Here is a 13,354-nt window from a genome sequence, read left to right on the forward strand (position 1 = left end):
CGTCGACCACCCGTGCGGTCCGACTCCTCGGGTCGGTCGAGATGGCCAGGGCATTCACGCTCGCGGTGATCACCGCCGTGTTCGGATCGTTCGCGATCGAGCGACTGACCTCGCGTGTGACGCTCGCGACGATCATCGCCGTGCTCTGCCTGCTCGGAGCGGCGATCCTGTGGGCCCGGCGCGAGGAGCTCTCCGCACTGCGCCTGGCACCGTTCTCGCTCTATGCCTTCCTCGGATGGGCGCTGGTGAGCCTGGTGTGGACGACCGACCGCGGCGAGACGCTGCTGGGGTGGTCGTCGCTGTTCGGCTACGCGTTCCTCGCCCTCACCGTCGGGCATATCCGCGACACCCTGCAGACCGTCCGCGCTCTCGGCGACGCGCTGCGCGGACTCCTCGTCGTCTCCCTCGCGCTCGAGACCCTCTCCGGCATCCTGCTCGACGTGCCGTTCGTCGCGCTCGGGATCCAGGGGAACCTCGCGGCCGGCGGCCCCGTCCAGGGCATCTTCGGCAGCCGGAACATGCTCGGCTTCGTCGCCGTGATCGCCCTCATCACCTTCGTGATCGAGTGGCGTACCCAGTCCGTGAGCCGAGCGATCGCCATCCCGTCCATCGCTCTCGCGGTACTCCTCGCCGCCTTCTCGTCCTCCCCGACCGTGCTCGTCCTCGCCGCCGCGGTGGGGATCGTGACCGCGGCGCTGACCCTGGTGCGGCACTCGCCCCCGGCCCGACGCAGCATCGTGCAATGGTCGCTCAGCGTGCTCGTCACCGCTGCCCTGGCGGTGGCCTTCGCCTTCCGGCACCAGATCATCGCGCTGCTCGACGCGGGTTCGGACTTCTCGATCCGCGCCACCCTGTGGAACACCATCCTCGACTTCGTCGCCCTCAAGCCGATCGAGGGCTGGGGCTGGTTCGGGGCATGGACGCGGGGCGAATACCCCTTCACGTACATCAACTTCCTGCTCGACGATCGTCATCAAAGCGCACTGAACGCCTTCTTCGACGTCGTGCTCCAGCTCGGCACCGCCGGACTCGTGCTGTTCCTCCTGCTCGGAGGCGTCGCGCTCGTTCGTTCCTGGTTGGTGGCGAGCGTGCGCCGTTCCGTCGTCTACGCGTGGACGCCCATCACTCTGATCACGCTCGCCGTCGACTCGGTCTTCGAGAGCTTCACCCTGGTGGGAGCCGGGTGGTTCCTGCTCGTGCTCTGCGCGCTGCGCGCCGGCCAGTCGCGCTCGTGGCGCGAAAACATCGACGCCGCGCACACGGGTGTGATCCCGACGCTGCGCGCGCAGGGCTGAGCGAACGCTCGATCAGAGCGCGTCGGAGGCGGCGCGCACGGCGGGCAGCTTCTCCGCCCAGTCGAGGGCATCGCGCACGCCGTCGTCGGTCGATCGCTCCGCGCGCCAACCGAGCAGATCGTGCGCTCGATCGACGATCGCGAAGGCTCCGGCCTGGTCCCCTGCGCGACGCGGCGCATCGACGACGGGGAGGGGCTCCCCCGTCACCCGTTCGAAGGCGGCGACGAGTTCGCGCACGGTGACGCCGTCGCCGGTGCCCAGATTGATCACCCGGTAGGGATCCGGCGTCGTCACGATGTCGTCGAAGCGCTGCACGGCGGCGACATGGGCGAGGGCGAGGTCCCACACATGGATGTAATCGCGCAGGCCGGAACCGTCGCGCGTGGGCCAGTCGGTGCCGGTGATCGTGAACGGCACACCCTCGGCCTTCGCCTGCATGATCTTGCCGAGCGCATGGGTCGGTCGCGGGTTCTGGAGCCCGGTGCGCAGGCGGGGGTCGGCACCGATCGGATTGAAGTAGCGCAGAGCGATCGCGCGGAAGTCGCCGGCCACCGCCGCATCGCGGAGGATCTGCTCGACCATGGCCTTCGTCGAGGCGTACGGACTCGACGGCGCGAGCGCCCCGGACTCGTCGACCCCGCCGCCGGTCTCGGCCGCGTAGACCGCGGCGGAGGAGCTGAACACGATCCGATCGATTCCGGCCGCGCGCAGGCGTGCGAGGAGCAGCACCGTCTTGCCCACGTTCGTGTCGTAGTAGCCCAGGGGATCGTCGACGGACTCGGGCACCACGATCCGCGCGGCGCAGTGCACCACGGCGTCGATGTCGGGGTGGTCGGCCAGCACCCGGTCGAGGACCTCGGCATCCGCGATGTCGCCGACGTAGAGGCCCCGCCCCTCGCCGAACGCGCGCAGCCCGGTCGACAGATCGTCGATCAGCACCGTCTCGATCCCGGCCTCCAGGCACGCCGTCGCGACAGTCGATCCGATGTATCCCGCACCGCCGGTGATCAATACCTTCATCGCCCGCCATCCTATCCCGCGCCCTCGACACCGCCGGGGACCCGCCGACTCTCCGCGGATCCCGAGGTGGCGGAGGGTAGGCTACTCACTGCTCGCAGAGTCCACTGCTCCGCCCGTCCGGCGGCAGTCGGCGCAAACCCCTCCGGAGAACTCCCCCGTGGCCCACGTCCTGCAGAACGTCGTCTTCCCGCTCGATCGCGACCCCGACCTCCTCCCGCTGTACGCCGACCCCGAGACGTGGTCGGTCATCGAGAACGAGCCGGTGCGCGTCTCGAACCGTGCGCATCTCGGCAACATCCTCGGCCGCCACCGCGCCCGCATCGTCGCTGGCCGACGAGTGTCGCTCGGCACGTACTTCAACGCGTTCCCCGCCTCGTACTGGCAGCACTGGACGAGCATCCGCCAGGTGCAGCTGACCGTCCGCACCAGCGGATCCGCCACCATCCTCGTGTACCGCTCGAACGGCTCCGGTGTGCGTCAGCGCGTCGCCACGAGCGAGGTCACCGGCGAATCGTCGACGACGTTCGACCTCGAACTCACCCAGTACAGCGACGGCGGATGGCTCTGGTTCGACGTCGTCGCCGACGAGAGCAACGTCATTCTCGAGGGCGCCGAGTGGACCACCGAGCAGGAGCCGGCCCGCACGGGCAAGGCCTCGCTGGGAATCACGACCTACAACAAGCCCGACTACTGCGTCGAGACCCTGCAGGCCCTCGCCGCATCGCCCGATGCTCTCGAGTTCGTCGACCGCATCTTCCTCGTCGACCAGGGCACCCAGCTCGTCGCCGATCAGGACGGACTCACGGAGGTCGCGGCAGAGCTCGGCGAGACCCTCCAGGTGATTCGGCAGGCGAACCTCGGCGGCTCCGGCGGCTTCGCCCGGGCGATGCACGAAACCCTGCAGCGCCCGGAGAGCGACTTCGTACAGCTCCTCGACGACGACGTGCGCATCGAGCCGGAGTCGCTGCGCCGTTCCGTCGTCTTCGGGCGGTACGCCACGAACCCGGTGCTCGTGGGTGGCCACATGTTCGATCTCCTCGACCGGCCCAAGCTGCACGGCTGGGCCGAGGTCGTCGACGAAGCGCCGTTCATGTGGCGCAACCTCTATCAGGAGGAGATGCCGCACGACTTCGGCGCCTCGAACCTGCGCCAGTCGCCGCTTCTGCACATGCGCATGGATTCCGCCTACAACGGCTGGTGGATGTGCCTCATCCCCCTCGACGCGATCCGCAAGGTCGGCCTCTCGCTCCCCGCCTTCATCAAGTGGGACGATGCCGAGTTCTGTCTGCGCGCTGGCGAGGCCGGATTCCCGACGGTGTCGATGCCGGGCGTCGCCCTGTGGCACGTCTCGTGGCTCAATAAGGACGACTCGATCGACTGGCAGGCGTACTTCCATGCCCGCAACCGCATCGTGGCGGGGCTCCTCCACTCGAACGCCCCGAAGGGCGGGCACCTGATCCGACACAGCCGCCGCGTCGACCTCAAGCACCTCATGATGATGCAGTACTACCCGGTGGCCCTCCGTGCGCGCGCCCTGCGTGACGTGCTCTCCGGCCCGGACCACATGCGACGCACGCTCGCGACCGCGATGCCGGCCGCCCGAGCGCTGTCGTCGGAGTACCCCGAGACCGTGATCCATAAAGACCCGACGGCCGTGCTCCACTCGCGTCGTGGACGCCAGGTCTTCCAGCGACAGCGCTCACGGCACGAGTACGACAGCCCGAGCGGCCTGGCGCTGCGCAAGTTCACCCTGACGACGCTGATCGCGCACTGGCTTCACAAGCCGAATCCCGCCAACGTGGCCCAGCCCGAGGTGGAGTTCGGTAAGGACGATGCGCACTGGTGGCGCCTTCCGGTCTTCGACAGCGCACTCGTCAGCACGGCCGACGGGTCGGGAAAGAACATCTACACGCGCGACCGCGCGAAGTACCGCCGGATGCTGCGCGAGAGCGTGCGCCTCCACGCAGAACTGCAGCGCAGGTGGCCGGAGCTGCAGAAGCAGTACCGCGATGCGCTGCCCGGACTCGTCTCACCAGAATCCTGGGAGCAGATCTTCGAGGAGCAGGCATGACCGCGGCATCCGTCGCCTTCGACCCGGCCACGGCGACGATCGTCATCGTCACCTACAACCGCTCGCACCTGCTCACCGGGTTGCTGGAGAGCATCACGACGATGGACCCGAAGCCGGGCCACGTCGTGATCATCGACAACGCGTCCGCCGATGACACGACCGAGGTCGTGGAGTCGTTCCGGGCGGGCATCGGCACCGAGATCGTCTACCGCCGCCTCGAGACGAACACCGGCGGATCCGGTGGGTTCAGCGAAGGCATGCGCACGGCGTACGAGCTGGGTTCCGAATGGATCTGGATGATGGATGACGACGTCGAGGTCATCCCCGACGGTCTCGCAAAGATGGGCAAGTGGTCCTCGCGGTTCAAGAGCATCCAGGGACGCCGCTACGACTACGACGGCAGCGAGTTCTACTGGCAGTACCGGATCGCCGAGCGCATGGGGATCCCGATCCCCTTCGCGCCGTCCGGCTTCGACGCCTCCGGGTTCAAGGAGATGAACAGCGGATGCTTCGAGGGGATGTTCATCCACCGCTCGATCGTGAAGCGGATCGGCCTCCCCGATCATCGATTCTTCATCTACTGGGACGACCAGATGTACGGCTGGCTGGCATCGCGCCTCACGACCGCCGTGATCGTCGATGAGTTCGTGCTGCGCCGTACCCGCGAGATCAAGCAGTGGGACATGGGCATCCGCCACATGAACGCGTCGAGCAACGCCTATCGCTTCTACATCATGCGCAACCGTGCCCACATCAAGCACTACTACCGCATCCACGACAACTACAACCCGGTGCTCTTCGGCCTGGGCACGGCGATGACCTTCGCCAAGGAGCTGATCCGCCTGGTCTTCGTCGAGCGCACCGTGCGCGGAACCAGCAATCTGTTCCGCGGTCTCAAGGAGGGGCGGAAGATCTCCCGGGATCGCTCCTGGCAGCCGATGTCGCCCCTGGAGGCGTGATGTCCAACGCCCCTCAGCCGGAACTGCGCTGGGCCCCCATCCCGCCCAAACCGAAGAATCGTGCGCGCATCTGGATCATCATCGGCTCGGTGATCCTTGCCCTCGCGATCGTGGCCGCGCTCCTGTGGTTCTTCCTGCTCCGCGGCGAGACCCCGGGCGGCGCCCCGACGCCGTCTCCCTCGTCATCCGAGTCCGCGAGCCCAACGCCGTCGGACGAACCCGATCCGGGAGCATCCGAGAACCCCTCCGAGGAGCCGGGCACTCCCCCGGTCGCGCCCGCGCCGGACCTCTCCGCTTTCGTGGCACAGGTCCAGCCGCGCCTCGATGACGGTCTGCGCGGCCTCGACATGCTGGCTCAGCTCAGCGGGCAGGACGCCGTCGGAGTCGTCGATCAACTGCAGCAGGACGCCCAGCGGCTGGCGGAGACGACACCGCCCACGTCGATCTCGGACTCCTGGTTCACAGCCGTCTCGGAGTACTCCGCGGCGCTGACCGAGGTCCGCTCCGCCGCCGAGAGCGGCGGGAGCACGACGGACTCCGTGACGACGGCCCGTGAGCGACTCCAGACGCTCCGAGGACTCCTCGGGATCTGATGCGGCTTCGGCCCGAGAAGCGACCAGTAAACTGCACTTTTGCGCATGAAGCGCCCCACGCGCTTCGATCGGACGAAGGATACGGACATGTCTGAGCGGAAGACCACCGGAGAGGACGCATGACGAAACGGCTCGCGCTCGTCGCACACTACGACCCCCGTGGCGAGGCGGCCCCGCACGTCCTCCGCCAGCTCGACGAACTCGGATCCCAGTTCGACGAGGTCGTGCTCGCGACGACCGTCGATCTCTCCCCAGCGGCCGCATCGGCGATCTCGTCGCGAGCGACGCTGATCCGCCGAGCCAACTACGGCCACGACTTCGGTTCGTGGCGGGACTGCCTCGAACGCTACGACTGGGCGCAGTCCTACGACGAGGTCCTCCTGACGAACGACTCCTATGTCGGATTCTTCCGCCCGCTGGGCGAGATCATGCAGACGATGAGCGCGAGACCGGTCGAGTTGTGGGGAATGACACGGACGAATCGCGTCGCTCCCCATGTGCAGAGCTACTTCCTGCACTTCACCCAGCCGGCGCTCCGCTCGCAGGCGTTCCGTCGCTTCTGGGTGGATGCGAAGCCTGCACCCGATCGTATGAGTGCCATTCTCCAGCAGGAGGTCGGTATCAGTCGCGCCATGACAGATGCCGGATTCGCGATCGGCTCCTACTTCGAACCGACGACCGCAGAGCGTCTCCGCGCCAATCGGCGCGGGGCCCACTGGCTGCATCGTCGCCAGCAGGTGTTCCACGCACGATTCGACCGCGCGCGCGACGGGTACTTCGACAGCAGGCGGCGACGAGATCCTCGGCAGGCGGACAACCTCAATTGGTCGAGCGCCTTCGCCGACTCCACACTGGACCGTGGTCGCCTTCCGATCATCAAGATCGACGTTCTGCGCAACGACCCCTACTGGCTCGACTCGCGATCCCTGCTCGCCGATCTCGAGAAGAAGTACCCCGTCCAGATGGAGGGGGTCTCCGAGTTCTTGCGCGGGACACGCAGCTCCTACGGAAACCGCCCGTTCGAGAACCACGCTCCTGCCCGGCTGACACCGCTCCAGAAAGTCACGGTCGGCTACCGCCCGCCTCACATCAAGGAATCGAAGGGGACGCAACATGTCTTCGATGCGTGATCTCTCACGCCTGGCACGGCGCGTGCCCGTCGTCCGAACGGCTCTGGAAGCGAGCGACCCGCGCCGTCGAACAGAGCGTCTGATCCGGCTGGGCATCATCGACACCGCGCTGTATGCCGCCCAGCTCGGGGTCTCCGAGATCGACGAGAACGCGGCCGCGGCGCACTACGTCGCGCTGGGTCACGATCTCGGGTACACGCTCAATGTCCTGATCGACCCGTTCGTCGCGGAGCGAGATCTGCCCCGGACCGGTCGCCCATCGATCTACGACTACTTCAACGGCACGTCCTGGCAGACGAAGACGAGTGACGTGTGGAGCTCGGTCGACTACGCGACGCAGCACCCCGACTCCCTGTCGCATCCCGCCGGCCCCATCGGCCATCTCTGGGACCGGGTGCGGGAAGACCCGGCGACGACTCTGACGGTGAACGTGGATGGTGGGCGCACGACGACGTGGGCTGAGATCTATCCCGTGCTCTTCGCCGCGACGACGGAGTGGGCGACGATCCAGCGCAGACGGGAGGCGCGCGGGATGCGCCCACGTCTGCCGCATCCCGAATCGCTCGCCGCTGCGGCCGGCGTCACGCGCGGTGCGCGGGTCAGCATCATCATGCCCGTCTGGAATCGAGGAGGCGGTCTGCGGCGCGCCGTCGAGTCCGTGCTCGCGCAGGCCTGGGAAGACTGGGAGCTCCTGATCGTCGATGACGGTTCGTGGGACGACACTCTCGCCGTCGCTGAGCTTCTCGTCGAACGGGACGACCGCATTCATCTGATCAGACGGGATCACAGCGGCGTCTGCGCAGCTCGCAACGCGGGGATCGCCGAAGCGACCGGTGAGTACATCGCGTTCCTGGACAGCGATAACACCTGGCTCCCCACGTTCCTCCGAGACATGGTGACGAGCATGACCGGCGACGGCCTCAAGGCGGCGTACGCCAGTATCGAGGTCGATGACGGTGAGAGCATCCGTTACCGCTACGGCGACCAGGACCGCGAGAGCCTGCTGCTCGGCAACTCGATCGATCTGAACACGCTCATCGTGCGGCGTGACCTCGTGGAGAGCGTGGGAGCCTTCGATCTGAGCCTCCGCCGCGCTGTCGATTACGACCTGATCCTGAAGATCGCCGAGGTCTCCACCATCGTGCATGTGCCGACCTTGGGTGCGCGTTACGACAACTCGGACGAGTCCACCGATCGGATCTCGACCAGCGAGGCGCGCGGATGGAACACCGCTGTGCGGATGCGCCATGCCGTTTCGGAGCCTTCGAATCTCTCAACCGAAGCCACGGTCGTCGCGCTCATCCAGGCCCAGGACCCGACACTCGGCGCGAAACTCGAAGCGCTCTCCGAGCTCTGCGCCGTCGAGAGGGAGATCGTGATCGTCGGCGTCGGGATGAAGCCCGACGAATGGCGACGTGTGCGCGCATTCACTCATTTCCATCCGGAGGTCGCCGCACGGATCCATCAGGATGGAGAGGCGTTCGCGTACGTCGTGAACCTCGAGCTCCGAAGGAGTCGAAGCTCGGTTCTCGCCGTCATCGACCCGAGGTCCGTGTTCGATGTCTCCTCCGTGACGGCACTCATCGAGGAGGTGCACTCCGCTCGATCCGATGCCGCGATACCGGTCACGCTCTCCACCGATGGCACCGTGGAGAGCGCGGGGACCGCATTCATCGGTCGGCAGAGGCGACCGGCCCCCCTCCTCGTGAATCACCCGGCCGAGGACATCCACCGTCTGGAGGGACGAGTCGCGATCGACGGTCTCTCGGGCCGCACGTTCGCGATGGATCGAGCGACGTTGCAAGACATCGGTGGGCTCGACCCGCTGCTGTTCAACGAGCACGAGCTCGCCGGACTCAGCGGCTCCCTCGCTGAGAAGAAGCTCGCCGTGCGCACTGACATCATCTTCACCCAGGTGACCAGCGCTCGGGCATTCACCGCGACAGACCCCGGCGGCACCGCGGCGACGCTGAGGGCGAAACAGCCACCGCTAGCCGACGCCGGTGCGGACTCCGTCTATGGACCGTTGGGAATGCGCGTCATGCACTGGCGTCAGACCGACGAGAACCTGAGCGAGGACTTCCCTCGCACGGATCCAGCGGAGTCGATGAAGCTCCAGCCCATCGTCACGCGCGATCGCAGGGATGTCTCGATCGGCGGACGCGCTCTGCCGCGCCTGCGTTGGGCGATCAAGACCGCTTCTCCGGCAGGTCCTGCCGGAGAGACCTGGGGCGATACCCATTTCGGCAGATCGCTCGCCGCAGCGCTCGAGTCGCTCGGCCAAGAGGCATCCGTCGATGCCCGCGAGGCACAACGCCGCGAGACCGACTATCTCGACGACGTCGTGATCCATCTTCGCGGCCTCGACGAGTTCGTTCCGTCCGCTTCAGCGCTGTCATATCTTTGGGTCATCAGCCATCCCGATATGGTCACCAGGGCCGAGGCACAGCGCTTCGATCGGATCTTCGCCGCCTCCCTCAGCTGGTCGGCCCAACAGTCCGAGCGTTGGGGGCTTCCCGTCGAGGCTCTCCTGCAATGCACGGATCCCGAGCGCTTCCACCCCGGTGATGCGGAGACCCCCTCCCCGAAGCGCGGCCCGCTCTTCGTCGGCAACAGTCGGGGAATCCCGCGTCCGACCGTCATGGAGTCGGTACGCGCAGGACTCCCTCTCGAGCTATATGGTGGCGATTGGGAACGCTTCGTGCCTGCGGCCGCCATCAGCGGCGAGCGCGTGGACAACACCGAGCTCGGCCATCTCTACTCGTCGGCCTCGGTCGTGCTCAACGATCATTGGGCCGACATGCAGCGCGAAGGATTCATCTCGAATCGTCTGTTCGACGTCGTCGCGGCTGGCGGTCGCGCATTCAGCGACAACGTGCCCGGCATCGACCAGATCTTCGACGGCGCCGTGCAGACCTACGACACCGTCTCCGAGATCGTCCCCTTCCTCGAGAGCGACCTCGACGAGCGCTTCCCCGACGCCGATGCTCTCGCCGGTGTCAGCCGGCGTATCCGTGAGGAGCACTCCTTCGCGGCGCGCGCACGCATCCTCCTCGATCACGCGATCGCCGATCTCGCCGCACAGGGTCGACGGTGAGCGCAGTCGACGCGCCACTGACGCGCCGTCGCCTGCGCCGCCCGGACCTCGTCGGGTGGGCGTTGCTCTCCATCGTGGTCGTCGGGGCGATCGTCCGCTTCGGCGGCATCGGGTGGGGACTCCCCCTCCAGCTCCACGCGGACGAATGGGTGGTCGTCGAGGGTGCCATCGATATGGCCCAGCGGAACTCCTTCGCCCCTCCGTTCTTCTTCCGTCCCGATCACCTCGAGACGCAGCTGAGCTACATCATCTACCAGGCGTGGTCGTACCTCTTCGGTGGCGGATCACCCGAAGCGCTCTTCGCGGTCGACCAGGCCCCCTTCTACGCCCTCGCCCGGGCGACGACGGCGACGCTCGGCACGGCATCCATCGTCGTCGCCTACTTCATCGGCAGCTCGTACGCCCGCACGGCAGGACTGTGGTCGGCCTTCGCCATCGCGTTCTTCCCCCCGCTCGTCGAGCACTCCCGGTATGCGACGCCCGATGTCCCCCTCGTCTTCGCCGTACTCCTGACGATCCTCGGCGCCGTGCGGTACATCCAGCGCGAGAGTTGGCCGTGGCTCGTCCTGGCATCCGCCGGGGTGGCGATCGGCATCACCGCGAAGTATCCGGCCGTCGCCGCCACCTCGACGATCGCGGTCGCGGTGATCGTCGCCTCGATCCGGTCGCGACAGTACTGGCGTATCCCGGTCCGCGGGGCTGCGGCGATCGTCATGGTCCTCGGGTTCACCTTTGCGCTCTCGCCGACGCTCTTCATCAACTTCTCCGAGGTCCGCGCCCAGCTGTTCCAGCAGAACTCTACGGGGCATCTCGGGGCCGATGGTCTGGACTGGTCGGGGAACGCGCTCTTCTACGCGTCCTCATTCCTGAGCAGCGGCGGCATCATCGTCGTGCTCTTCGCGGCGGCAGGGCTCATCGCCGCCGTCGTCGGGCGGCGATGGGACATGACTCCCCTCCTCACCGGAGTGGTGTTCTGGGTGGCCATCTCCGTGCTCACCCTGCACTGGGACCGCTGGGGCCTGCCGATGTTCATCACGCCGCTCCTCCTCGCGGCGGTGGGTCTCGATGCCGCGTGGCGCTGGTCGTCCCTGCGTGGCCGCACACCGAGGGTCGTCGTCGGCGTTCTCGCGGCGGTATCCGGGCTCTCGCTCCTCCTGGCATCCTTCGCTCAGCTCGCGGTCGCGCTGGCGCCCGACACGCGAGAGACGGCGGCCGCCGGCCTCGCTGCTCGGGGAATCGAAGCCGACGACACCTTCTACGACGGCTACACCCCCTTCAACACCGACGGTCCCCGCAACCTCGCTGCAGAGCTCGCGATCGTCGACGGAGTCGTCGGTCCGCGCGAGGGGATCGACCCTCTGCCTTATATCCTCACGTCCTCCTCGATGGTCGACCGTTACCTCCTGGCCGAGAACAAGCCCGAGGAACAGGCCGTGTACGCGGCGATCCAGCAGCTCCCGATCGACACGGAGTGGGACAGCGTCGGCATCGTCCCCGCGTCGCCGTGGGAGCCCGTGCGCATCTGGAAGAGCATCGACTTCCTCGCGCAGATCGCCGGCGGGGCGAACGGCGGGCCTCAGCTCATCCTGCACCGCACGCCGGGGACGCCGTCGGAGTGAGTCCGCACTCGGATCGGGTGCCCGATCAGGCCGGGGCGCTGTCGGAGTTGTACCGGTCGAGCACGTCGCCGATCGGCCCGTCGAGCACGAGCGCTCCCTTGTCGAGATAGAGACCGCGCTCGCAGAACCGACGCAGATCTCGCTCGTTGTGGCTCACGAAGAAGAGCGTGCGACCCTCGGCGAGCAGCTCGTCGATGCGGCGATAGCACTTCTCGCGGAAGGCCTTGTCCCCCACCGCGAGCACCTCGTCGACGAGAAGGATCGGCTCTTCGAGCTGCGAGACGACGGAGAAGGCGAGACGCACCTTCATGCCGTTCGACAGATGCTTGTAGGGGGTGTCGAGGAAGTCCTGCAGCTCGGCGAACGCGATGATGCCGTCGAACCGACGGGAGATCTCCGCGCGGCTCATCCCGTGCAATCCCGCGGTGAGACGCACGTTCTCGCGCACCGTGAGATCGCCGACGAACCCGCCGGTGAGCTCGATCAATGGGGCGACGCCCTGGTGCACGTCAACGCGCCCCTCGTCGGGCAGAAGCACCCCGGCGACGAGCTTCAGCAGGGTCGACTTGCCCTGACCGTTACGGCCGACGACGCCGATGGATTCACCGGGCTGCACCATGAACGAGACGTTCCGGAGGGCCCAGAACTCGCCGGGACGCTTGCCGCGGCCCTTGCCTCCGAAGAGATCCTTGAAACTCCGGCGCCCCCGCCGATTGCGACGGAAGCGGACACCCAGATCGACGACCTCGATCGCGCTCATCACAGCTCCTTCAGGACAGCGGGCTCGAGGCGCCGGAAGACGAGGATGCCGAGAACCAGAATGAGGGCGCTCACCAGCACCGCGCCCAGGATCTCGGTGGGGTTCCACTGATCGGGGAAGAACGCGACCCGGTAGAGGCTGAAGATGCCGAACAGCGGGTTGGCCGCCGCGAACTCGCCGAAAGCCCCCGGGAGGTCGGAGCCGGCGTAGATGATCGGTGAGGCGTAGAACAGCACGCGCAGGATCAGGCGGGTGGTGCGCTCGAGGTCGGCGTACAGCGCGCACAGCGGAGCCACCAGGAGTCCGAGGCCCACCAGCAGAACCGCCTGCAGGAGCACCGCGACAGGGAACCACAGCAGCTGCCACGACACCGTCGCACCCGCGAAGATCGCGAAGGCCGCGAGCACGGGCAGCGAGCAGAGGAACTCGATGCCCTTGCTCAGCACGATCCGGTTGACCCAGATCGATCGCGGGATCGCGGTGGAGCGCACGAGCTTGGAGTCACGGCTGAAGGCGCGGGTGAAGTCGGTCACCGCCGAGTTGAACCACACCCACGGCAGGAGCGCCGAGATGAGGAAGACGATGTACGGCTGCTCGCCGACCGTGCGCGAGAAGACCTGGGTGAAGACGAACCAGTAGATCAGGCTCATCAGAAGCGGGTCGAGCACCGACCACAGATATCCCAGCCAGCTCGTGGCGTAGCGCACGCGGAGATCGCGGGCCGACAGGAGCCAGAGGGAGTGCAGGTAGCGCCGCGCCGAACCCGGCGCGCCGATCGAGGTCTCGCTCATCCCGGTGTGAGGAACATCG

General features: G+C 67.2%; 10 protein-coding genes. 7 read left to right on the forward strand and 3 right to left on the reverse strand.

All coding sequences use genetic code 11. The features are described 5' to 3' along the window. Positions 1 to 41 precede the first annotated feature (41 nt). Entirely contained in the window at positions 42 to 1,295 is a 1,254-nt protein-coding gene (locus tag KZC52_RS04590) for an O-antigen ligase family protein (protein ID WP_247622879.1), read from the forward strand. 12 nt (positions 1,296 to 1,307) lie between these two features. On the opposite strand, the gene galE is transcribed toward KZC52_RS04590, so the two are convergent. Next, positions 1,308 to 2,315, reverse strand: coding sequence for a UDP-glucose 4-epimerase GalE (gene galE, locus KZC52_RS04595; protein ID WP_247622880.1), 1,008 nt, complete (start codon positions 2,313 to 2,315; stop codon positions 1,308 to 1,310). A 157-nt stretch (positions 2,316 to 2,472) separates the two neighbouring features. Here galE and KZC52_RS04600 point away from each other — a divergent pair, with 157 nt between their 5' ends. From KZC52_RS04600 to KZC52_RS04625, 6 genes are all read left to right on the forward strand, one after another. Continuing rightward, positions 2,473 to 4,386, forward strand: coding sequence for a glycosyltransferase (locus KZC52_RS04600; RefSeq protein WP_247622881.1), 1,914 nt, complete (start codon positions 2,473 to 2,475; stop codon positions 4,384 to 4,386). Continuing rightward, the gene (locus KZC52_RS04605; protein WP_247622882.1) at positions 4,383 to 5,345 is read left to right on the forward strand and encodes a glycosyltransferase; all 963 of its coding nucleotides are present in this window, start codon (positions 4,383 to 4,385) and stop codon (positions 5,343 to 5,345) included. The genes KZC52_RS04600 and KZC52_RS04605 overlap by 4 nt, the downstream gene beginning before the upstream one ends. After that, the gene (locus KZC52_RS04610; RefSeq protein WP_247622883.1) at positions 5,345 to 5,938 is read left to right on the forward strand and encodes a hypothetical protein; all 594 of its coding nucleotides are present in this window, start codon (positions 5,345 to 5,347) and stop codon (positions 5,936 to 5,938) included. Before KZC52_RS04605 ends, KZC52_RS04610 begins: the two co-directional genes overlap by 1 nt. Before the next feature lie 119 nt (positions 5,939 to 6,057). Then, a complete protein-coding gene (locus KZC52_RS04615) occupies positions 6,058 to 7,068 on the forward strand; it encodes a rhamnan synthesis F family protein (RefSeq protein WP_247622884.1) in 1,011 nt (336 codons plus the stop codon). Beyond that, positions 7,061 to 10,165 carry a glycosyltransferase gene (locus KZC52_RS04620; protein ID WP_247622885.1) on the forward strand — a complete coding sequence of 1,035 codons (3,105 nt, stop codon included), beginning with the start codon at positions 7,061 to 7,063 and terminating at the stop codon, positions 10,163 to 10,165. Before KZC52_RS04615 ends, KZC52_RS04620 begins: the two co-directional genes overlap by 8 nt. Continuing rightward, positions 10,162 to 11,784, forward strand: coding sequence for an ArnT family glycosyltransferase (locus KZC52_RS04625; protein WP_247622886.1), 1,623 nt, complete (start codon positions 10,162 to 10,164; stop codon positions 11,782 to 11,784). Before KZC52_RS04620 ends, KZC52_RS04625 begins: the two co-directional genes overlap by 4 nt. 25 nt (positions 11,785 to 11,809) lie before the next feature. Here the strand turns inward: KZC52_RS04625 and KZC52_RS04630 are convergent, their stop codons facing one another. Then, complete coding sequence (locus tag KZC52_RS04630) at positions 11,810 to 12,544, reverse strand: ABC transporter ATP-binding protein (RefSeq protein ID WP_247622887.1); 735 nt, start codon at positions 12,542 to 12,544, stop codon at positions 11,810 to 11,812. Next, positions 12,544 to 13,335: an ABC transporter permease gene (locus KZC52_RS04635; protein ID WP_247622888.1), complete on the reverse strand. Its 792-nt coding sequence runs from the start codon at positions 13,333 to 13,335 to the stop codon at positions 12,544 to 12,546. The genes KZC52_RS04630 and KZC52_RS04635 overlap by 1 nt, the downstream gene beginning before the upstream one ends. Positions 13,336 to 13,354 lie beyond the last annotated feature (19 nt).

This window comes from Microbacterium galbinum (assembly GCF_023091225.1).
In the GTDB taxonomy this organism is placed as follows: domain Bacteria; phylum Actinomycetota; class Actinomycetes; order Actinomycetales; family Microbacteriaceae; genus Microbacterium; species Microbacterium galbinum.